Origin of the sequence: Archangium sp., from assembly GCF_045802675.1 — a bacterium.
Taxonomy (GTDB): Bacteria; Myxococcota; Myxococcia; order Myxococcales; family Myxococcaceae; genus Archangium.
In genome coordinates this window covers 1-21,243 of the sequence record NZ_JBJMQO010000056.1, presented here as the reverse complement: position 1 = coordinate 21,243, position 21,243 = coordinate 1, and the positions used below count along the sequence as shown (strand labels likewise).

20 protein-coding genes are annotated in these 21,243 nt (G+C 68.2%); 15 read left to right on the top strand and 5 right to left on the bottom strand.

Features of this window, described 5'->3' with window-relative positions; genetic code table 11:
- On the bottom strand, positions 1-644 hold a 644-nt coding region (locus tag ACJ8AN_RS17020; RefSeq protein WP_407756425.1), incomplete at its 3' end, for an LON peptidase substrate-binding domain-containing protein.
- A 266-nt stretch (positions 645-910) separates the two neighbouring features.
- Here ACJ8AN_RS17020 and ACJ8AN_RS17015 point away from each other — a divergent pair.
- From ACJ8AN_RS17015 to ACJ8AN_RS17000, 4 genes are all read left to right on the top strand, one after another.
- On the top strand, positions 911-2,122 hold the full coding sequence (locus tag ACJ8AN_RS17015) for a VWA domain-containing protein (RefSeq protein WP_407756423.1): 1,212 nt from the start codon (positions 911-913) through the stop codon (positions 2,120-2,122).
- A gap of 220 nt (positions 2,123-2,342) precedes the next feature.
- Positions 2,343-3,200, top strand: a complete 858-nt coding sequence (locus tag ACJ8AN_RS17010; RefSeq protein ID WP_407756422.1) for an ImuA family protein — start codon at positions 2,343-2,345, stop codon at positions 3,198-3,200.
- Positions 3,201-3,222: 22 nt separating this feature from the next.
- Complete coding sequence (locus tag ACJ8AN_RS17005) at positions 3,223-4,734, top strand: Y-family DNA polymerase (RefSeq protein ID WP_407756421.1); 1,512 nt, start codon at positions 3,223-3,225, stop codon at positions 4,732-4,734.
- 141 nt (positions 4,735-4,875) lie between these two features.
- Positions 4,876-5,607: a hypothetical protein gene (locus ACJ8AN_RS17000; RefSeq protein ID WP_407756420.1), complete on the top strand. Its 732-nt coding sequence runs from the start codon at positions 4,876-4,878 to the stop codon at positions 5,605-5,607.
- Between the two features lie 19 nt (positions 5,608-5,626).
- On the opposite strand, the gene ACJ8AN_RS16995 is transcribed toward ACJ8AN_RS17000, so the two are convergent.
- On the bottom strand, positions 5,627-6,640 hold the full coding sequence (locus ACJ8AN_RS16995) for an FAD:protein FMN transferase (protein ID WP_407756419.1): 1,014 nt from the start codon (positions 6,638-6,640) through the stop codon (positions 5,627-5,629).
- A 102-nt stretch (positions 6,641-6,742) separates the two neighbouring features.
- Between ACJ8AN_RS16995 and ACJ8AN_RS16990 the strand changes: the two genes are divergently transcribed.
- From ACJ8AN_RS16990 to ACJ8AN_RS16945, 10 genes are all read left to right on the top strand, one after another.
- Positions 6,743-8,287 (top strand): hypothetical protein, encoded by a 1,545-nt coding sequence (locus ACJ8AN_RS16990; protein WP_407756418.1) that lies wholly within the window; start codon positions 6,743-6,745, stop codon positions 8,285-8,287.
- Position 8,288: 1 nt separating this feature from the next.
- Positions 8,289-8,981, top strand: coding sequence for a hypothetical protein (locus tag ACJ8AN_RS16985; protein ID WP_407756417.1), 693 nt, complete (start codon positions 8,289-8,291; stop codon positions 8,979-8,981).
- A 58-nt stretch (positions 8,982-9,039) separates the two neighbouring features.
- Positions 9,040-10,110 carry a hypothetical protein gene (locus tag ACJ8AN_RS16980; protein WP_407756416.1) on the top strand — a complete coding sequence of 357 codons (1,071 nt, stop codon included), beginning with the start codon at positions 9,040-9,042 and terminating at the stop codon, positions 10,108-10,110.
- 81 nt (positions 10,111-10,191) lie between these two features.
- On the top strand, positions 10,192-11,583 hold the full coding sequence (locus ACJ8AN_RS16975) for a hypothetical protein (RefSeq protein WP_407756415.1): 1,392 nt from the start codon (positions 10,192-10,194) through the stop codon (positions 11,581-11,583).
- A 14-nt stretch (positions 11,584-11,597) separates the two neighbouring features.
- Entirely contained in the window at positions 11,598-12,122 is a 525-nt protein-coding gene (locus ACJ8AN_RS16970; protein WP_407756414.1) for a hypothetical protein, read from the top strand.
- Positions 12,119-12,712, top strand: coding sequence for an FMN-binding protein (locus tag ACJ8AN_RS16965; RefSeq protein WP_407756413.1), 594 nt, complete (start codon positions 12,119-12,121; stop codon positions 12,710-12,712). Before ACJ8AN_RS16970 ends, ACJ8AN_RS16965 begins: the two co-directional genes overlap by 4 nt.
- Before the next feature lie 7 nt (positions 12,713-12,719).
- The gene (locus ACJ8AN_RS16960; protein WP_407756412.1) at positions 12,720-13,337 is read left to right on the top strand and encodes a hypothetical protein; all 618 of its coding nucleotides are present in this window, start codon (positions 12,720-12,722) and stop codon (positions 13,335-13,337) included.
- Positions 13,334-14,059 carry a glycosyltransferase family 2 protein gene (locus ACJ8AN_RS16955; RefSeq protein WP_407756411.1) on the top strand — a complete coding sequence of 242 codons (726 nt, stop codon included), beginning with the start codon at positions 13,334-13,336 and terminating at the stop codon, positions 14,057-14,059. Before ACJ8AN_RS16960 ends, ACJ8AN_RS16955 begins: the two co-directional genes overlap by 4 nt.
- Complete coding sequence (locus ACJ8AN_RS16950; protein WP_407756410.1) at positions 14,056-15,417, top strand: protoporphyrinogen/coproporphyrinogen oxidase; 1,362 nt, start codon at positions 14,056-14,058, stop codon at positions 15,415-15,417. Before ACJ8AN_RS16955 ends, ACJ8AN_RS16950 begins: the two co-directional genes overlap by 4 nt.
- Before the next feature lie 36 nt (positions 15,418-15,453).
- Positions 15,454-16,416: an SDR family NAD(P)-dependent oxidoreductase gene (locus ACJ8AN_RS16945; protein ID WP_407756409.1), complete on the top strand. Its 963-nt coding sequence runs from the start codon at positions 15,454-15,456 to the stop codon at positions 16,414-16,416.
- Between the two features lie 81 nt (positions 16,417-16,497).
- On the opposite strand, the gene ACJ8AN_RS16940 is transcribed toward ACJ8AN_RS16945, so the two are convergent.
- Entirely contained in the window at positions 16,498-17,046 is a 549-nt protein-coding gene (locus ACJ8AN_RS16940; protein WP_407756408.1) for a hypothetical protein, read from the bottom strand.
- A 242-nt stretch (positions 17,047-17,288) separates the two neighbouring features.
- Entirely contained in the window at positions 17,289-18,446 is a 1,158-nt protein-coding gene (locus ACJ8AN_RS16935; RefSeq protein ID WP_407756407.1) for a hypothetical protein, read from the bottom strand.
- Positions 18,447-18,734: 288 nt separating this feature from the next.
- Here ACJ8AN_RS16935 and ACJ8AN_RS16930 point away from each other — a divergent pair, with 288 nt between their 5' ends.
- Positions 18,735-20,048, top strand: coding sequence for an IS4 family transposase (locus ACJ8AN_RS16930; RefSeq protein ID WP_407756424.1), 1,314 nt, complete (start codon positions 18,735-18,737; stop codon positions 20,046-20,048).
- A gap of 102 nt (positions 20,049-20,150) precedes the next feature.
- Here the strand turns inward: ACJ8AN_RS16930 and ACJ8AN_RS16925 are convergent, their stop codons facing one another.
- Entirely contained in the window at positions 20,151-20,675 is a 525-nt protein-coding gene (locus tag ACJ8AN_RS16925) for a phospholipase D family protein (RefSeq protein ID WP_407756406.1), read from the bottom strand.
- Positions 20,676-21,243: the final 568 nt, after the last annotated feature.

Below are 21,243 nucleotides of genomic sequence, written 5' to 3'. Positions count from 1 at the left end.
CGGGCCTTGAGGTCCACGGTCTCCAGAACTGCCTGCTTCTCCTCGATGGGCACGTCCACGTTTGCGGCGATGAGGTCCGCCAGGTGACCGGGATGGGTGATGGACTCCACCAGCTCGGTTGCCGCCGCCGGCAGCTCGGGCATCAGCTCGATGACCTCGCGCGCCAGCTTCTTGAGGTTGATGCCCAGGGCCTCGACCTCCACGTTCTCCGCCGAGGTCTTGTCCTCCACGGCATCCACGCGGGCCTTGAGGTAGGGCGCCTCCTGCACCAGGTCCAGCACGCGGAAGCGCGCCAGGCCCTGGACGACGAGCGAGTAGTTGTCCTCGCCCATCTTCAGCAGCTTCACGATGCGGGCGACGGTGCCCATCGTGTAAAGGTCGGACGCACCCGGGTCCTCTTCCTCGGCGCGGCGCTGGGTGACGACGCCGATCACCTGGTCGTCACGGACCGCGTCCTTGATGAGGGCGATCGTCTTCTGCCGCCCCACCGCGAGCGGGAGCACGCCGCCCGGAAAGAACACTGAATTGCGCAGGGGGAGAATGGGGAGGACCTGCGGAATGTCCTCCTTGTTGATCATCCCCGGAGGCGCCATGGCCGCCGGCATGGCTGCAGCGGCGGAACCCTTCTTCTTGTCGTCGGACATGTAGTTGATGCCTCGGTTTCCAGCCTGGCCGGACAGCATCCGGGCCGGTTGAACTACGTACCAGTTGTCGATCTTCTGTGAGAGTTGACTCAACGTAGCAACCAAAACGGACATGGCAAACGCGGCCTGCGTTTTTCATGGTGGCCGTCGGCTGCCGGACGGTTGCTCGCACAACCCTATAGGGGTAGGGCATGTTAAGCGGCCCCCCCTCTTTGTCGCGGCGCGGTGAGTGCTACAGCGTGCCGCGTTCTCAGGAGACACCCTCGATGCACCCCATCCGTTCGAGCGCGCTGCTGATCGTCGCCCTGTGGGGCCTGTCGTGCACCTCGCCCGTGGAAGCGCCCGGCTCCACGCTCCCAGGCCGCTGCCAGGTGGAGCCCCCGCTCATCTCGGCCCAGAAGACGGACCTGCTCTTCGTCATCGACAACTCGGGCTCGATGGCCGAGGAGCAGGCGGCGATCGCCACCGAGTTGCCCGCCTTCCTGGACGAGCTCCAGCGAGGTAACGGGGTGGAGCAGGACTTCCGCGTGGGGGTCATCACCACGTCGGTGTACCTGCGCGCGTTCTTCGATAACCGCGAGCAGTACAGTCTCTATACCGACCAGGGGGGGCGGTTGCAGCCGGTGCCGGATGCGCTGGGCCGACCCACGGCCGAGCGCTACCTGGAGCAGGCGGACCCGGAGCTGCTGGAGAAGTTCCGCCGGCTGGTGAAGGTGGGGACCCGGGGAAGCGGCCAGGAGTCCCCCTTCGAGGCGGTCCGGCTGGCGGTGACCCCCCCCCTGAGCACGACGCCCGTGGGGGAGGGAGGCAACGCGGGCTTCCTGCGCGACGGGGCCCGGTTGCTGGTGGTGGTGGTCTCGGACGAGGAGGACTGCAGCTCCACCGAGCGGCCGCCGCCCATCATCCTCACCGAGGACACCTCGCGGGATCTGTGCAGTGAGCAGGCCGACCGCCTCACGCCGGTGCAGGAGTACGTGCGGGCCTTCCGGAGCCTGGAGGACGGGACGGGGGCCGCTCGCGAGGTGCTGTGGGCGGCCATTGGCCCGGTGGCGCTGACGGACAAGCGGGCCGAGGCGGTGCTGGACCGCACCTCGACGGGGACGTTCGTGCGCAACGTGGACTGCCCCACCTCCTATGGGCCCGGGTACCGGCAGAGGGAGATGGCGTCGCTGTTCGACTCGGGGCTGAAGAACCTGGACTCCATCTGCCGGGCGAGCTTCCGGGACACGCTGGTGTCCATCGCCACGCTGGCGAGGACGTCGCAGAGCATCGAGGTGGTGAACCTGCCGGACCCCCAGCTGGTGCAGGTGCGGGTGACGCGGGAGGATGACTCGATACAGACCTGTAGCGTGGCGGGGGGCGATCTGACGTACGAGCCCGCCACGGATCGTCAGGCCGCACGCCTGTTCTTCCAGTCCTCGTGCCCCCGGCGGCCCACCGACAAGAAGCTCGAGGTCAAACTGCTCTGCGCCCACTGAGCGCCCTTTCCCTCCCGGGAAGGCCGGGGTGAGGGGCCTGGGTAGGGACTCCCGGGCCCTCCCTGAGGGGTGAGCGCATGTCGCTTCCCCTGCGCACCCACCCCGTCGGATGGCCCCCAAGGGCAGCCCGGTCGATCACCAGGCGACATTTCCTGGCGCCTGTCAGACCGCTCGTCATACTGAACCCAGTTTCAGGTCCAGTGTCCGACGAGGGGACGTGATGAGCGGGACGGCTGAGAAGCTGTCGGTGACGGTTGAGGCGCTGAGGGAGCAGATCCGCCGGTTGCAGGCGGCACCGCGCAAGTACCTGGCGGCGCTGCGCACGGGGGTGGAGGCCTTCGATGCGCTGCTGCCGGGGGGCGGGCTGCCCCTGGGACAGGTGGTGGAGCTGTGGGGCGAGGCGGCCTCGGGGCGGACGAGCCTGGCGCTGCGGGCCGTGGCGGCGGCGCACCGGGAAGGCCGGCTGTGCGCGTACGTGGATGGGCCAGGGGAGCTCTACCCGCCAGCGGCGGTGGCCGCGGGGGTGGATCCGTCCCGGCTGCTGATCGTCCGGCCGAAGACGGCGGAGCAGCTCGCGTGGTCGGCGGTGCAACTGGTGCGCAGCGGGGCGTTCGCGTGCGTGGTGCTGGATTTGACGCGAGGCCCGGCGGGCCAGGGCACGGGCGGCGTGCGGCTGTCTCCGGCCGAGGGCAAGCGGCTGATGGACGCGGCGACGCGAGGCGGGAGCCTGCTGCTGCTGCTGACGGCGCCGGAGGCTCCTGGGGACGGGATGATGCGCCTGCGGACCGAGGCCCGGGGTGACTCGGGGCTGACGGTGGAGGTGGTGCGCAGCCGGCAGGGGGGCATCGGCTCGCGGACGCTGATGCCGTGGAGTGCGCTCTACCCGGAGCTGGCCGACAGCGAGGCCCCGTGGGGCACGGAGCTGCTCCCGGCCGAGAGCGTGACGGTGCCGGAGCTCGTGCGCGAGGAGCGGCCCGAGCGCGAGGGACACCGGGGAATCCTGGGACAGCGGCCGGGGCGGGATGCGCCGATGCCGTCGCTGCGCGCGAGCCTGGACTCGGGCGCGGCCCTGCACTGAGGGCGAGGGGAGGGGAACGGACATGCGGCTGGGGTATCTGCACTTCTCGCGCTTCCCGGTGCAGCGCAAGGTCATTGAGTTGCCGGAGCTGGCGGGCAAGCCCTTCGTGCTGGTGGAGGAGGTGCGCGGCCAACAGCGGGTGGCGTGCGCGTCCACGAGCGCGTTGAAGGCGGGCGTGCGGGCGGGGATGACGCTCACCGCGGCCACCGCGCTCGAGCCGTCGCTGAAGTACTTCCCGTACCGGCCCGAGGAGGAGCGGCGGGCACTGGTGGGCATTGGCGAGATGCTGATGGCGCTGGCGCCGGGCTTCCAGCTGTCGGCCCCGGACGGGCTGTGGTTCGACGCGGGGGCGGCGCACCTGGTGAAGGGCGAGGAGGGGCTGTGCGCGAAGGTGCTGGCCCTGTGCTCGGAGCTGGGGTGGCGGGGGCGGGTGGTGGTGGCCTCGGAGAAGTTCACCGCGCGAGCGCTGGCCCGGCATGGGGCTCGGCGGATGGATGTGGTGCCGGACGGGGAGGGCGCGCGGGCGCTGGCCCCGCTGCCGCTGAGCGCGCTGGAGGGCCCGGAGCAGACGGCGTTCTCGGCGCTCGGGTTGAGCACGCTGGGCGAGGTGGCGGCGCTGCCCGTGGGGGCGGTGACGGCGCGAGGGGGCGCGGCGGGCATGCGGGCGCACACGCGCTGCCGGGGCGGGGACGAGACCCCGTTCATCGCCGAGGTGCTCGAGGAGGTGCTGGAGGAGCGGCTGACGCTGGAGTGGCCCGCCGATTCGTTGGAGCCGCTGCAGTTCGCGCTCAAGACGGTGTTGGACCGGCTGTGCGGGCGGCTGGGAGGACGGCGCCGTGCGGCGGTGCGGCTGAACCTCACGTTGAAGTTGGACCCGTCGGGACAGGCGGTGGTGCCACTCACGCTGGCGCGGCCGACGGCGCAGTCGAAGATGCTGTTGGACCTCACGCGGCACCGGCTGTCGGACGTGCGGCTCGAGGGGCCGGTGGCGGCGTTGACCCTCCGGGTGGAGGAGGACTGCGAGGACCGGGGCCAGCAGCTCTCGCTGGGGGACGCCCCCGAGGGAGACGCGGCGCTGGAGGTGGTGCTCTCCCGGCTGGCGACGGCGCTGGGCGAGGACTCGCTCTTCATGGCGGCCCTGGAGGACACGCACCGTCCCGAGGACGCGTATGCGACCCGGGCCTTCCGGCCTCCGCCGATGCGGCGCGGAATGGAGGGCGAATTGCTCCAACAGGTGGAGGCCGCGGAGCCGGTGCCCGAGGTGCTGCGGGAGCGGCCCTCGCGGATGCTGGGGACGCCGACTACGATCGACGTGGAGATGACGGCCTCGGGGGAGTTGCTGGCGGCGAGGCTCGGAGGACGCAAGCGCCGGGTGACGGCACTGGTGGGCCCGGAGCGGCTGAGCGGAGACTGGTGGGATGCGCGCCCGTACAGCCGCGATTACTACCGGGTGCACTTCGAGGGACTGGGACAGGCGTGGGTGTTCCGCGACGCGCGCGACGGCCGCTTCTACCTTCAGGGCCTCTTCGATTGAGGTGAGGTGCCCCCGTTTCGAACGGGCGGGGACTCGCCGGGCAGGCAGGGGAGGGAACGGCCAGGCGGCTCCGTTGTCTGTCTGGGCTCCGAGTCGCACCCTGGGGGGATGAAACGTCGACTACCCGGTGGGGGAGTAATCGTGGGTGTGGTGCTAGCGCTGTCCTCGGTGGCGAGCGCCGAGGGCCAGGAGGAGTCGGAGCGCTTCGAGTGGCCCGTGCAGTCCTTCTTCCTGTCGGACGTGCCGCAGGTGCAGGAGCCGGGCGCGGTACAGGCGCGAGCCTCCTTCCACCTTCGGGACACGCCGGACGGCACGCAGCTCGAGGCGCCCTTCGAGGGCGAGGTGGGCGTGGGCCGCCGGCTTCAGCTGGCCAGCGAGGTGGAGTGGAGCCGCGAGCGGGACGAGGGCGAGCTGTCGCGGGGCCTGTCTCAGGTGGAGGTGGGCGCGCTCTACCGGCTCGCGGAGTCGGCCGACACGGGCTTCTCGCTGTCCACGGGGCTCTCGGGGGAGGTGTCCCGCGCCGAGTTCAGTGACGACCGGTGGGGGCTTAGCGCACGGCTGCTGGCCTTCAAGCAGGTGGGCCCGTTGGGCCTCAACGCCGTGGTGCGTCCTGGCTTCGCTCGTACCCGGCAGGGCGAGTGGGAGCCGCGCGCGGCGCTCGGCATGGGCGTGGCGGTGGGCTCCGGCCTCCTGGTGCCCCTGGGCGAGGTGCGGGCCGAGCTGGGCGATGAGGACTCCATCGAGGCGGTGGGCGGCCTCAAGGTGAAGCCCGTCAAGGCAGTGGAGCTGGGCGCGGGTGCCCTGGTGGGGCGGCGGGACGGCGACGGCGTCTGGGGCGCCACCACCATGCTCCTCATCGACCTGGGCGGTTGAGCCGGGCCAGGGGCCCTTCTCAGGGACTCGGAGGCCCGAGCCGCTTCAGCTTCTTCTCCAGCCTGGGTGACACGAGCACCTGGTTGTCCGCCGTCACCACCACCGCCGAGGCACCGTACTTCTCCGCGAGCGCCAGCCCCTCCTGGCCTCCGAGGATGAACACGGACTTCGTCAGCACCTCGGCGTCCACCGCGCTCGGCGCCAGGATGGTCGCCGAGCGCGACGCCGTCGCCGGGTAGCACGTGCGCGGATCGATGATGTGGTGGTAGCGCTTGCCCTCCAGCACGAAGAAGTTCTCGTAGTCCCCGCTCGTCGAGAACGCCGCGTCGGAGACCTCGAGCACCGCGAAGACGCTGTTCTGCTCGCCGCGTGGATCCCGGATGCCCACCTTCCACGGCCGGCCCGCCTTCTTCCCCCCCGCGTAGAAGTCGCCCCCGGCCTGCACGAAGAAGTTCTTGAAGCCGAGCCCCCGCAGCTTCTCCACCGCCCGGTCCACGCCCCAGCCCTTCGCCAGCCCTCCCAGCCCGAGCTGCATCCCCGCTCGCTTCAGCCGCGCCCGGCACCCCGGCCCGCCACCGTCCTCCACCGGAGCGAACTCCAGGTCCTTGTACGAGATGAGCGCGCACCGCTTCTTCACCTCGGCCGGGTCCGGCAGGGCGGGGGTCAGGTCCGTCCCGAAGCGCCACAGGCCCCGCAGCGCCGCCCACGTCGGATCGAAAAGCCCTCCCGTCTGCTCCGCCCCCTGCACCCCCCGCCGCAGCGCCGCGCACAGGTCCTCGGGAATCGCCACCCACTCCCCGTCCCCCGCCTTGCGGTTCACCGCCGACAGCTCGCTATCCGGGCGCCACTCGTTCATCACCTGGTTGACGCGCTCGAAGGCCGCGAAGGCCGCGTCGAAGCCCTCGCGCACCTTCTCCGGCGTGCCTCCCACCAGCGTCACCGTCACCGTCGTCCCCATCATCGGACGCGTCTCGGTGCGGACCTGGGCGGCGGGGGCGGCGGCGAGCAACACCAACAGGGCACTGAGCATCATGGCCTCCCTCTGTCACATGAGTGCGCCTACTGGTGCCAGCGCTCCCCTCAACTTGACCGCCTGCCTCGGGGCGTAGTACTCCATCCATCTCGGTTTTTGAGAATGACTTTCAAAATCATTCACCCCGCGCCGGACGCGCTCGAGGAAACGGGGCAGGGGACACGGTCCCGTGCCTTCGCTGGTGCCCTCGCATGTCTGGTGGCGGCGGGTGTGGCGGTGCGGGTGCTCGCGCTGCCCCGGCTCCTGCCCGACCTGGACGCGGTGAACTTCGCGCGCTCGCTCCACGGCTTCGACCTGGCCGCGCAGGCGCCGCACTTCCCGGGCTACCCGGTGTACGTGGCCCTGGCCCGGCTCGCCTCGGCCGCCGGAGCCTCCGAGGTGGGCGCGCTCGCGCTGCCCGGGCTCGTGCTCGGGGCGGTGTCCGTCGCCGTGCTGGGGCTCGTGCTCCGGCCGTTCCTCGGGGCCGCCGGGGCGCTCGTGGCCTCGTCCCTGCTGGCGCTGCTGCCCCTTCCCGTCCTCTTCGGTGCGACTCCCGGCTCGGATGGGACGGGGCTCGCGTTCCTGGTGCTCGCGGCCTGCGCCGTGCTGGTGACGCGGGACTCCGCGCCCCGGGCGGCGGTGCTGGCGGGCGCGCTCGCGGGCGTGGCGCTCGGGGCCCGGCCCTCGTTCCTTCCGGCACTGCTCGGACTGGCCCTGGGGGTGCCTCACGGCCGGCGGCGGGCGGCGCTCGTGGGCGGCGGGCTCGGCGTGGGGGCGTGGCTCGTGCCCATGGTGCTCCTCACGGGCCCGGCCCAATTGCTGCGCATCGGCTCGGGCTTCCTCCTCGGCCACGCGGGCAAGTGGGGCGGCACCGTGGCCGTGCGCCCGGAGCTCGGCTGGCGGCTGGAGAATTTCGGATTCGACGTCCTGGGCGCGGGCCTCGGGCTGCCCTGGCCTGGCGTGGACGGTGACTCCGTGCCCCTGCGCATCGCGCGGCTCCTCCTCTCGCTGGGCCTCGCCGGATCGCTGGTGGCGCTCGTGCACGCGGCGGTGCGCCGCTCGCTGTCCACCGCCGAGCGCCGGGTGGCGCTGCTGGCCCTGGCCCTTGGCGTTCCCTACGGCGCGTGGATGTTCCTCGGGCAGAACCTGCTCAAGGCCCGCCATGCCCTGCCCGTGGTGCTCGCGCTGGCGCTCCTGGTGGCGGTGGGCGTGGCGGTGCTCGCTCGCACCTGGGCGTCCCTGACTCTCCCCCTGGCCGGAGCCCTGGCCGTGAGCACCGCCGCCGTCATGCTGCCGGTGGCGCTCGAGCAGGGCCGCGAGCCCTCGCCCGCGGCGCGTCTGGTGTCGCACGTGTCGCGCACGCTGGAGCCCTCCGGCACGCTGCTCTTCACCGGCGAGGAGGCGCGGCTCTTCGAGCACTACGTGCCCCACTACCGCGCGGGCCGTCCCGCCACGGGGGAGCAGCTGCGCCGCGAGATCGAACGCGTGGCCGCCGCGGGCGCGGACGTCTACGTCACCTCCACCGCTCCGGGGGCCGAGGCGCTCGCGGCCCATCTGGAGCCCGTGGCTCACTTCACCTGCGATCGGCGCGTGCGCTCGCACGCCCACGACCTCGTTCTCTTCCACTACCGGCCCGTGCCGCTGGCCGCTCCGGACAAGGTGCTCTGAAATGCGAGCCCGTCTCCTCCTCTGCTTCGCGCTCTGCCTCGCCGCCTGCAAGGGCCCCCTCCCCGAGGACTTCCGGCCCGTCCAGGACTCGGCGAAGGGCGAGCCGCGCGTGTCGGTGTCGCTCAACCGCATCCTCTCGGGCCGCTACCGCACCATCGCGCCCATGTGCATCGGGCAGCAGTACCTCGTGCGTCCGCCGTCGGGCGAGCCCGTGCAGCCCGCGGGGGGCCTGGCCATGAGGCCGGGGCAGATCGTCGAGTTCCGCAACTACCAGCCCGAGGTGCCCACCAACATCACCTCGCTGTCGGCGCCCGCGCCGCTCTTCAGCCCCAACCTGGTGAAGCCCTACAACACGCGCACCGAGGGCAAGGAGACGTTCTCGTACTGGCGCTACGCGTTCCCCGAGCCGGGCGTCTACGAGTACTTCGACACCAACATGGGAGATCCGGGCCGCAAGGTGGTGGACTCCTACTACGGCACGGTCTCGTACATCGGCGAGTCGGACGCGCCGAAGGCGGTGGTGTGCGTGGATGCGCCGGGCTGCGTGGCCTCCGCCGAGTGCGTGAGCGGTACCGCGCCCGAGGGCACCACCTGCTGCTCGTGCCTGGGCGTGTGCTGCGAGACGGACGCCAACTGCACCACGGACAAGACGTGCCTGCGTGGCCGTTGCGTGGACAAGGAGACGGGCCAGTGAGCCCCTCGCCACGAGCCACCGTGCCTCACGAACAGATTCTAGAGGGAGAAGCAGCATCATGAGCAAGCACATCAAGTCGGTTGGAATGGGGATGTTCCTGGCGGTGGCCCTGCTGGCGGGCTGCGGGCCGGACAAGGACACGGATGGGACGGAGCAGCCGGCGGCCTCCGCGCGGTGCGATGACAGCTCCGCGGATTACCTCGCCTTCGACGTCAACAACCACAAGCCGCAGGACGACCGGCTGACGGCCATCGACGCAATGGTGGCCATGTTCACCGCGGCGGAGAGCGATCCGTCCACGGCGGCCACCCAGGCCACGGCCCTCCTGGCGAAGTACCAGGATCCGAGCACCAACCTTCAGGCGAAGGTGAAGGGGCGCGAGGACAAGCACTTCACCGGGGACGCGGCCGCCGTCGGCCCCGCGCTCGACAAGACGATCACGGACGCCATCGAGGCGCTGCGGGTGGCCACCACGAAGCCGGAGGTGTCGCTGGCCAAGCAGAGCTTCCAGAAGGCGGGCATCTACCGCTTCCTGTACCTGTCGGTGATGGAGGAGCTCTACGAGCCGTCCTTCGAGCACTATGACGAGGCCTACGGCTACCTCGGCACGGGTGCGAGCAACGCGGAGGCCGGGCGCAGGAGCCTCGCGAAGGTGGCCACCAGCCGCGACGCCGACAATGGCACCACGCTGAGCACCGAGCTGTTCTCGCTGATGAAGGAGGGCTCCTGCCTCATCGAGACCGCGCTGAAGGCCAAGGGCACGGACTCGATGGAGTTCGGCGATGACGAGAACTACGCGCGCTTCGTGCAGCGCTTCGACGCGAAGTTGCAGAGCGTCCTCGTGTACACCATGGGCCACGAGCTCCATGAGATCGACCTCGACCAGGGCAGCCCGGACAAGGCCTACCTGGAGCTCGTCGAGACCGAGGGCGTCTTCCGCACGATCGAGCCGTACCTGAAGCTCTCCGCGGGCAGCGCCAGGGCGAACCTCGCCGCTGAACTGCGGACCGCCTTCGACGCCGCGCTCGCCAAGGCCCGGGCCGGCGACACCACCTGGATCGCCGATTTCAAGGCGGGGGAACTGCTCGGCAAGCTCGAGACCGTCTTCGCCATCGACGTGAAGAACTGAGCCTGCCGTGAACCCCGGCCGGGGGCCTGCTCGCGGGTCCCCGGCCCGACCTTCTTCCTGCGCGTGAGTACCGGAGCCACCGTGAAGCGCCGTTACCCCTTGATGCTCCTGCCCCTGCTGCTCGCGCCCCTCTCGGGTCTGGCGCAAGACGAGGGCGCCACGTCCACGAAGCCCGCGGCGGACGCCCCCCGCCGGCCCGAGGCGGAGCCGCCCAAGCAGGGCGAGGGCCCGCGTCTGGACCTGGAGGGCCTGGAGGACCCCGCCGCCACGGGCACGGCGGCTCAGGCTCCCAACGCCGAGACGCCCATTCCGGGCACCCAGGAGACCTTCAAGGAGCGGCTCCAGCCCACCACCACGCTGGCGCAGCGGGCGGCGGCGATCCTGGACCGCACGACGCTGGGCGGTTACGCCGAGCACGACTTCCTCCTGCCGCAGCAGGGCACGTCCACGTTCCGCAACCACCGGTACGTGCTCTTCGTCTACAGCCACATCTCCGAGCGCATCTCCACGGCGACGGAGATCGAGTTCGAGTTCGCGGGCAGCCCGCTCAAGCGCGATGGTCTGCTGGGCGCGGGCGAGGTGCTGCTCGAGTTCTCGGTGGTGGACTTGAAGCTGACGGACTGGGCCACGTTCCGGGCGGGCGTCATCCTGGTGCCGGTGGGCGCGTACAACCTGCGGCACGACGCCCCGGCGCAGGAACTGCCGGACCGGCCCATCGCGTACACCACCGTGGTGCCCACCACCTGGTTCGAGTCCGGCGCGGGCTTCCTGGGCGGCTTCGATCTCGGCCGGGACTGGCGGCTGAACTACGAGGTGTACGCGGTCAACGGCCTGGACGCGAAGATCATGGACGGCCAGGGCTTCCGAGGGGCGCGCGGCAGCCACCTGCAGGACAACAACAACGACAAGGCCATCACCGGCCGTGTGTCCGTCTCGCCCTTCCTGGGCCTGGAGGCGGGCCTGTCCGGCTACACGGGGGCGTATGATCTCGAGGGCCGCCGGGTGAACATGGTCAACGCGGATGTCTTCTGGCGGCTCGGCTCGTTGGATCTCACGGGCGAGGTGGTGCGCGCCTTCATCGATCCGGGCTACGTGCAGGGCTTCCCCGAGGGCTCGACGGCGAACACGCGCGACCGGGTGCCCACGGGCATGTTCGGCTACTACGCGCAGGCCAACTACCGCTTCCGCGTCGAGCCCTTCTTCCGGCTGCTGCCCGACGAGTGGCACGAGGGCCACTTCACGGCGTCGCTGCGCTACGAGGAGCAGGACACCGACACGGAGTTCATCACCGCGGGAGACATCGCGCGGCTGACGCTCGGACTGAACTTCCGGCCGCTGCCCCCCTACGTGCTCAAGAGCAGCTTCTGGTGGGAGAAGAGCGGCGGGGACGGAGTGGCACCGCACGCCTGGGATGGCGAGTTCTGGGAGGACGGCCACTGGACGTTCCTCGCCAGCGTGGCCTACCTCTTCTGAAAGCCCGAGAGCCCATGCGCGCCTTCCTGCTCGCCACCGTCGTGATGCTCGCCGCCGCCTGTGCCGGAACACCCAGGCGTCCGGAGGGGGCGCCGTCGCGCGTGGTGGTGGTGGGCGCGTCGGTGGTGTCGAAGCCCGCGCCGCGAGGGCTCGTCGCGGACGTGTTCGGCGATGACGAGCCGCGCGACGTGGTGGCGCGGGAAGGGGCCGCGGCGCTGCGCGCGCGTGGCTACCAGGTGCTGGGCGTGGAGCTGACGCCGGGGCCCGCGCCCACGGTGGAGCAGTGCGCGGCGATGGCTCGCCAGTACCAGGCGGACGCCACGGTGGTGCTGGTGCTCACCCGGTTGGACCTGTCCGCGCTGCAGCCCCTGGGGCGGGCCGAGGTGCGGTTGGAGTCGCTGGTGGTGGGCCCGGATGGCCGGGTCCTGTCGAGCGGTGAGCGCCAGAGCGCCACCTCGGAAAATCTCTATCGCGCCCAGACGGATTGGCGCTCGCACGTCAGGCAGGCCGTCATCCGGACGGTTCGGGAGTTGCCATGAGCGTGGTAAGGGGAATGGTCGTGAAGCACTTCGCGCTGGCGCTGGTGGTGTGGTTGGGAGTCGGGGTGCCGCTGCCCTCGGAGGCGGCGGGCACGTACTTCACCACGCCGCAGGTCCTCAAGGAGTTCTTCCCCAAGAGCCAGCGCGTGAGCTTCCGCAAGGTGAAGCTCGGCCCGGCGGAGCTCGCGGCGGTGCAGGGGCGGCTCGGCTACAAGCCGGCGAAGCCCGAGTACGTCATCTTCGTGGCCACCACGGGCGAGCACGTGGACGGCTACGCCATCATCGACGAGGAGCAGGGCCAGCACGAGCAGATCACCTTCGCGGTGAAGCTGTCGCCCGAGGGCGTGGTCGAGCGCCACGAGGTGATGGTGTACCGGGAGAAGTACGGTGAGGAGATCACCGACGCGCGCTTCCGGCGCCAGTTCCAGGGGAAGACGGCGAAGAACGCGGTGCGTGCGGGCGTGGACATCGACGTGGTGACGGGGGCGACCATCTCGTCGCGCGCGATGGCCGTCGGGGTGCGCCGCTCGCTCGTGCTGCTGGACGAGCTCATTCTCATGCCCGCCGCTTCCAGCGTGCCCAAGGGGTAGCCTTCTCGTGCGTCAGTTCGCCCGGCCGTTTCCCATCACCCGCCTCTCGCTCGAGGCCCGCGTCCTCTACACCGGCTTCCTGCTGTTCCTGGTGCTGGGCTTCGTGTCCTCGGCGTGGTTGTACGCGGACTCGTTCGGACGCCTGTCCGGGCAGAGCGCGGCGGAGTACTACCGGGGGGGGGCCGCGCCCGCCGAGCCCACCGCGAAGGCCGACACCGCGGGAGGCCCGGCGCTGGAGTTGCCCTCGGATGGCCCGGCGCTGGAGCTGCCCGGAGAGACGGCGGCCGCCGCGCCCATGCGGCTGGAGAAGCCCGCGCGGCAGGTGATGGAGACGTTCCACTTCCACCTGTTCACGGTGCCGGTGGTGCTGCTCATTGTCGGGCACCTGTTCATGCTGACGGCGCTGTCCACGCGGCTGAAGGTGGGGGTCATCACGGTGGCCTCGGTGGCGACGTTCGTGCACCTGCTGGCGCCGCTGCTGGTGCGCTTCGTGGGGCCGCAGTGGGGCTGGCTGATGCCGGTGTCGGTGGTGGGCGCGGCGGTGGGGTGGTTGCCGATGCTGCTGTGGCCTCTATGGGAGATGTGGCGGCCCATGCCGGCCGCCCCCGAGGTGACGGCGGGATGATCAGTGTCGTCATCCCCGCGCGAGACGAAGTGCGCGCCATCGCCGGAGTGATACGGCGGGTGGGCGAGGCACTGGCGGGGGAGGCGCACGAGATTCTCGTGGTGGACGATGGCTCGCGGGACGGCACGGGCGCGGTGGCGCGCGAGGCCGGGGCGCGGGTGCTGACGTTGGGCGGCGTGGGCTACGGCGCGGCGATCAAGGCCGGGGCCGCCCGGGCACGGGGCTCGCTGCTGGCGCTCATCGACGCGGATGGGACGTACCCCGAGGCCTCTCTGCCGGAGCTGGTGGCGGCGGTGCGCGGTGGGGCGCGGCAGGCGATTGGCGCCCGGCCAAAGCTCGGCGCTTCCGAGCCCTTCGCGCGCTCGGCGGTGAAGGCGCTCTTCCGGGGCGCGGTGCGGTGGCTGGGTGGCTTCGAGGCGCCGGATTTGAACTCGGGCCTGCGGGTGCTGCGCACGGCGGATCTGCTGTCGCTCTCGCCGGTGCTGCCCGACCGGTTCTCGCTCACCACGACGCTGACGCTGGCCCTGGCGGCGGCGGGAGACCCCATCGCCTTCCTGCCCATCGCCTACCACGCGCGCGTGGGCCAATCGAAGTGGCGGCCGGTGCGCGACACCTGGCTGATGGGCCGCACGGTGGCGCGAGGCATCGGCTGGCTGCGCGCGGGTCGGGCCCCGAGGACGCTCGCGGCGCTGGAGCTGCCGGCCGTGGGAGGCACGGGGTGAGTGCGCCGGTGGTGGTGATTGGCGGAGGGCCCTCGGGGCTGGCGGCGGCGCACGCACTCGTGCGGGCGGGGAAGCGGGTGGTGGTGCTCGAGGCCTCGGAGCGCGTGGGAGGCCTGTCGGGCTCGTTCGACTTCGCGGGCTTCAAGGTGGACTACGGCCCGCACCGGCTGCACATGGCGGCGGGGCCCGAGGTGTTGGAGCTCTACCGCTCGGCCCTGGGCGGGGCGCTCGGCGTGAGGGCGCGCAGCGGCATGGTGCACGTGGGCGGGAGGCGGCTGCCGTATCCGCTGTCGCTGCTCGGCATCGCGCGAGGGCTGGGACTCTCCGAGGTGGTGAAGCACGGGCTCTCGGCGGTGGGGGCGCGGCTGCGTCCTCCCGAGGGGAGCCACTTCGGAGCGGAGGCGGCGCGGCGGTTGGGAAGGCACGCGGCGCGAGTGCTGTACGAGCCCGCGGCGAGGAAGGTGTGGGGCCTGCCGCCGGAGGAGCTGGATGCCTCGCTGGGCCGGGCGCGGGTGCAGAAGGGCGGCCCGCTGGTGGTGGTGCGCGCGGCGCTCGGGCGGGGAGGCGCGTCGGCGGGGCGGCGCTACTTCTACCCGGATGGCGGCTTCGGAGCGCTGGCCGAGGGCCTGGCGGAAGGCCTGCGTCGGGCCGGGGGCGAGGTGCGTTGCGGTGCGGCGGCCGAGGGACTGGTGCTGGAGCGCGAGCGGGTGAGGGCGGTGGTGGTGGCGGGGCGGGAGGTGCCAGCGGAGTCGGTGGTGGCGACGGTGCCGCTGCCGCTGCTGTGCGCGTGGACGGGACGGCCCGAGGCGGCCGAGGGCCTGGGGTACCGCTCGCTGACGTTGCTGTACCTGCTGCTCGCGAAGGACAGGGGAACGCCGCAGGACGTGCACTACTTCGCGGACGAGCACCTCCCGGCGAACCGGCTCTTCGAGGCCCGGAACTTCCTGGGAGGCGCGGGCCCCGAGGGGCGGACGGTGGTGGGCTTCGATCTGCCTTGCGCGGTGGGCGACGCCATCTGGAGCGCCTCACCGGAAGAGCTCACCCAACGCGTGCGCCCGGCGCTGGAGCGGACGGGCCTGGGGGCGGCGGAGATCCTCGGAGCCCAGGTGCGGCGCATGGCCTCGGCGTACCCGCTGTACCGCAAGGGCTTCGGCGCGGTGCGGGAGCGGGCGTTGAATGAATTGAGTCGGGTGGAGGGCCTCTACCCGGTGGGGCGGAGCGCGCTCTTCGTGCATGACAACGTGCACCACGCCTGCGCGGCGGGTCTCGCGGTGGGAAGACGGGTCGCGGAGGGCGTGAGCTCGCGGGCCTGGAGGGCGCAGCAGAAACCCTTCCTCGAAACACAGATCGAGGACTGAGGGTGCTATGTCCCCGCCCGCGATGGGAGTTGAGTCATGAAGGTGCTCGTCACGGGCGCAGCGGGTTTCATCGGTTACCACGTGTGTGAGCGGTTGCTCGCGCGTGGGGACTCGGTCATCGGTCTGGACAACCTGGACACGTCGGGAGACGTGACGTTGAAGGCCACGCGGCTGTCGCGGCTGAAGGCGTCGGCGGACTTCAGCTTCCACCGGATGGACATCCGCGACGTGAAGTCCTGCCGGGAGCTCTTCGACGGAGCGAAGCCCGAGCGCGTGGTGCACCTGGCGGCGCGGGTGGGCGTGCGCTCGCTGGCCGCGGAGGCGGTGGACTACGCGGAGACGAACGTCACGGGCTTCCTCCAGGTGCTGGAGCTGTGCCGGCAAGCGAGGGTGGGGCACCTGGTGTTCGCCTCGTCGAGCTCAGTGTACGGGGCGGGCACGCCGGTACCTTTCTCCGAGCAGGCGGCGGCGGATCACCCGGTGAGCGTCTACGCGGCGACGAAGCGCGCGGACGAGATGATGGGGCACGTCTACAGCCACCAGTACGGGCTGGCGGTGACGGGGCTGAGGCTGTTCACGGTGTACGGTCCGTGGGGCCGGCCGGACATGGCGCCGATGCTGTTCCTCCGGGCGATGCTGGAGGGGCGCGCCATCGTGCTGAACGGCGAGGGGAAGATGCAGCGCGACTTCACCTACGTGGACGACGTGGTGGAGGCGCTGGTGCGGGTGCTGGACAAGCCGCCCGGGGGAGCGCCGCCGTACCGGGTGCTGAACGTGGGCCGGGGCACACCGGTGTCCATGGCGCGCTTCGTGGACCTGCTGGAGGAACAGCTGGGCACGAAGGCCTGGGTGGAGCTGCGGCCCGCGCAGCCGGGCGAGCTGGACGTGACGTGCGCGGACGTGACGGCGCTGGAGCGCGAGACGGGCTTCCGCCCCGCGGTGCCCCTGGAACAGGGGCTCGCCCGGCTGGTGGCGTGGTACCGCGGCCGCGAGGGCTGAGCCATGGCTCTCTTCAGGTGTCCATCGTTACTGCGTGATTGGTTTCGAGCGCACAATCCACGTAAGGCTTGAGGCGCTTCGTCAAGTATTCTGGGGCAGTTGTAGGAAGTCGAGCCGAGCGTAAACGGGGTGCGAAGTAGAGTCGTTACCTATGTGCTCGCAAAGCGGTTGGTCACCTGTGGAAGAGAGTTCATGGACTGTAGCGCCGTGAATGCAATCGAGAACGTTGCGCAGTCTCCCCTCTCTCAGATTATCTGGCTTATGCGCAAAGGATACGATGATCAATCCAACAAGGGCCTCGGGTGCGAGTGAATTTGCATCTGCCTTACGAAGTCTAGCGGCTGCTGCGTGCAGTTTCTTTGAATCAGGTTGAAGGCCATCTGACGCGAATTCATCGTATTTGTTGTTCCAGCCCTTGAGGCTCCATATTCTCTTGATCTCAAGCAGCGCGGTTACTTTTTCGCCAGCAAATGAAACGAGATCGATTTCGGTCTTTTGGTTCGCCTCGTTTTTAAGTCCATAAGTGTTCCACTCAAGCTCGAACAAGGCGCCGTCGTTGGTTAGGTGGCGATAGAATTCGGATCGGATCTGTTCTTCCTTTGGGATTGAGTAGGAGTAACCGAAGTACATTTTGTGCCGACCGTTTTCCGGCCAGGAATAGCGAGCAGCGCGTCCTACGTTGGAGAGGGTCGACAGTACGGAGCGCGACGCGTTTCGTAGGTCTTCGATGGAAATCGACGGAGGGGTCATAAGTGTATTCGGCACGAGTTGTTACAGGCAGTCGGTATCAGCGTCTCTTGATTTGCTTTGTCTCTTGAACTGCGAAATGCATGATTGATGAGCGCTGGGTTGGGGAGTTCAAAGCCGAATGGCTACGCGGCTTTCTCTTGGCTCCAATCCTTGCGAGTTGATGCAAGCGGTACCAAGTCCTGCCATGGAGCAGTGGTCGCATCGAAGCCGAACCAATCGTGGAATTTTTTCCATACATGGACTAGCACTTGGTCCAAAGGCTCCGCGTCATTCTCATCAATGACGGCCCGTTGCCATCTTACGGATTCAGCGAATGCCTGTTCCGGGGCGACGATGTCTACGTTGAGCTTCTTCGCTAGAATCTGCGTGACATGGCTGCGGTTTGGAGCATGAGATATCTCTCGGTCTGCGGACTTGAGCCTTGGTTCAGCAGCTGCCTGCACCCAATCGGCCAGGAACAGAATGGCCTCTTTCGTGCCCATGTCGTTCCCTGTCGGACGCATATACGGGAGCAATCCGAGCGCGGACAGTTGGGCATGGACGTAGTCGGCGTTTAGGCGTCGGTCAACTGTGTTTCTTACGTGCTTGAGGATGGCGTCGATGATCTGCTTTCGTAAAGCAGGACCAAGCTTGACTGGCACCTCTCGATCTTCCTCCCAGCCAAGAAGACGAGCTGCGGCTTCCATGTCCCATTCGGACGGTTTCCGGATGTACACGAGTTCACCCAGCTCACGCCGTAATTTCTTTCCAGTGAGTTCTCGAGGCAGGTTGTTCAAGTGCTGGTCGATCTCCAGCCGGTATTTTTGGAGAGAGAAGCCTTCAGACTGCTGAAGCCATGTAGTCTCGAAGGCTTCCGCCCAATCAGAGGGCATCCATTTCCCGCCCAGTGTCTCAACCGAGAATTTCCCCACGAGGCGGCCAAGAGGCTCAAGATGCTCGGTCAGCGACTGAACCACAGGTCTGGGGACGAGTGCTACACTGATGGACTTGGCTCCTTCGCCTACCTCTAGAGCTCGTCCAAGTGTCCTTCGGTTTTGATCCGCCAGGATCTTTGCCTTGCGGAATTGGTCCAGGGGTACGGGGATTGAGAGCGTATCAGGCTTGTCGGAGCGAATGAGGAATACTCCCTGTTTGGCCAAAGCCTGAACACGAGCAAGAGCATCCAACGCGTCAGTGACGGGCGGCAGGATGGGGCCACTGGTAGGGGTGCCTATTGGTTTCTTCGGGCCGTTGGGTTGAGGCGTGGTGCGTGTTATTTTTCTTCGGCGGACCTGTCGCACCCTGGACTTGATTGTTTCCTTGTCCCTTTCGGTAACCTGCAGAATCTTATCTGTGTTCTGGAGTGCTTGGACCGATTGACGGAATGCGCCATAAGAATCACCACTTTCAAGGTCATGTGAAGGGTGCTACCCTAGCGGTCAGGTGGGAAGGTGAAAGCCCACCTGGGCGGAGGTGGGTCCAGGAAATCGGACGACCCAGGCGAATTCCTCGCGCCCCATCGCGGAGGAACAAACGTGGCCTTGAAGGAAATGATGGAGCGTTTCACGCAGCGCAGTCCCGTCACGGTGATGGTGCGCCGCACGCTTGAGCATGCCCTGAGTTCGCAATGGATTGATGAGATGTTCGAAGCGCACCGAGAGCAGCAGTACACGCGCGAGCTGCTCTTCTCCTCGGTAGTGGATTTGATGGGATTGGTGGCGCTGGGATTGAGACCGTCGCTGCACGCCGCGGCGCAGTCCGACCCGGACTTGAGCGTCTCGCTGGCGGCGCTCTACGACAAAGTGAATCACACCGAGCCCCAGGTGGTGCGAGCGCTGGTGCAAGGGAGTGCGGAACGGTTGTTGCCCGTGGTGCAGCCCATGAAGAAGCAGGGGCCGTGGGCGGCGGGTTACCAGGTGCGAGTCTTGGATGGCAATCATCTGCCCGCCAGCGAGAAGCGGCTCAAGCCGTTGAGAGGATTCCGAGGAGCTGCGCTGCCCGGCCAGTCGTTGGTGGTGTATGCGCCGGAGTTGAGCCTGGTGGTGGATGTGCTACCCGCGGAGGATGCGCATGCACAGGAGCGGGCGTTGATGGGGCCCGTGTTGGAGCGAGTGCGGGAGGGGGAGTTGTGGCTGGCCGACAGGAACTTCTCCACGAGTAGGATTCTGCGCGAGGTGCATGAGAAGAGAGCGGCCTTCATCATCCGAGAGCATGGCGTGTCACCCAATCCCACCGTGCTGGGAGAGAGACGGGAAGTGGGACGAGGGCAGACGGGACGTGTTTTCGAGCAGGCGGTGCGGTTGGAGGGGGAGAGGCCGTTGGAGTTGAGACGAATTGAAGTGGAGTTGGAGGAGCCAACGGAGGACGGGGAAACAGTCATCCGGCTGCTCACGAATGTGCCCGAGGAGAAGCTGAGCGCCCTGGAGGTAGCGCAGCTGTACAGGAAGCGGTGGACGATTGAAGGGATGTTTGGAGAACTGGAGGCGGTGCTCGAGAGCGAGGTGAGGAGTCTGGGGAGGCCGCGAGCGGCGCTGCTGGCCTTCGGGGTGGCGGTGCTGGCCTACAACGTGTTGTCGGTGGTGAAGACAGCAGTGGAAGCCAGCCATGACCTGGAAGCAACCAACATGCAGGTGTCCACCTATTACATCGCGGCCGAAGTGAAATTCGCTTACGGCGGAATGATGATGGTAGTAGAGCCGGAAGAGTGGAGCGGGCAGGAGATACAGTCCGCGGAGCAGTTGAGTGAAGCCCTCCTGGAATTAGCGAGGAAGGTGAAGCCTTCCACGTTGCGCAAACATCCCCGCGCCGCCAAGAAGAAGGTGAAGAAAGGCTATGTGCCGGGAGAGGTGGCGCGCAAGCATGTGGCTACAGCGCGTGTGCTCAAGGGAGAGAAAATCTCCTGAACAGGCGACAGGGAGCAAACCGCGGCACTCAGTCAGAAGCACTCAGGAGCGTCTAGCGTCGGGCACTTCATGGAATGGTTTTGGCTGAGAGCTGGCTTGGCCTCATTCGCGTGCGCTCATCCCCCTGTCTGAACTATCAAGAAAGCCACCTGCTATTCGACCTTGAAAGGGGTGGCCATAAGAATCCGGGAAGTCGTCGAGCACCGTCATTAACTCGTAGTTTCGGTCCATGCCGCCGGCTGTCAGATTGGCCGATCCTACGACGACGCGTGTTTTGCCTCCAGCCGAAGATCCATGTGCTTTAGGATGGAAGAGCGCGGATGAATCGTCCTTCATCACGTATGTGTGGACTTGCTTGCCGATGCGAATATCCCCAGCAAGTTTTGCCATGCTGGAGATGAGTGTTTCGGACTCGTTCTCGCGCATGCCCGACAGGCTGAAGATCAATGTGGCTTGGAATTGGGAGTTCTCTAGCGAACGTTGCCGAACAAAAGACTCTATGCGTGCCCAGCCTGTCGGGCTCACATAGCAGGACAAGACCACGAACTCATCCGCTTCTCGGAGCGGTTCCCAGATGTCGGAAAATGCTTCTCCGTCGACCCAGCTGGCGTGAATCTTGGCTCCCATGCAGTTCCTTTTGAAGATCTTGAGTGCTCGGAATTCACCTGTGGTCAGATTCGCTACTCGCGCGATTGGCGATCTCGATCGTAATCAACCGCCTTGCGAACGCTAATGTAAGCGAGGGCTGAAGCAGAGATCGCACCAGCTGTCGCGCTGATAGTCTTCGCAACCTTCGTGATCTGGGGGGCGGCCTTGACCGCTTGCTTAGCAACAGCCTTGAGAAGATTTCCGACCATCAGCAGCTCCCTTTGGTGGCTAGGTGAGCATGCGAGCCCTCATCGTTGAGCGTCCACTTGGCTCAGCCCCGAAAAGGTAGATTTGTGACATTTCTCCTGGAAGGCTAGCGCGGTGCTCACCGACCACGAAGCATCTATGGAGGTTCTCGATGGGGTCGTAAATGGAAAGCCGCAGCGAAGATAGGGACGCCGAGGGACACGTTCGATGGCTCCGTGCATGGGGGAAGTGCGGCTCGCGGGAGTAGTGGAACAGGGGCGCAGATATATGCCCTGCCGCCGTACCGGGTGCTGAACGTGGGCCGGGGCACACCGGTGTCCATGGCGCGCTTCGTGGACCT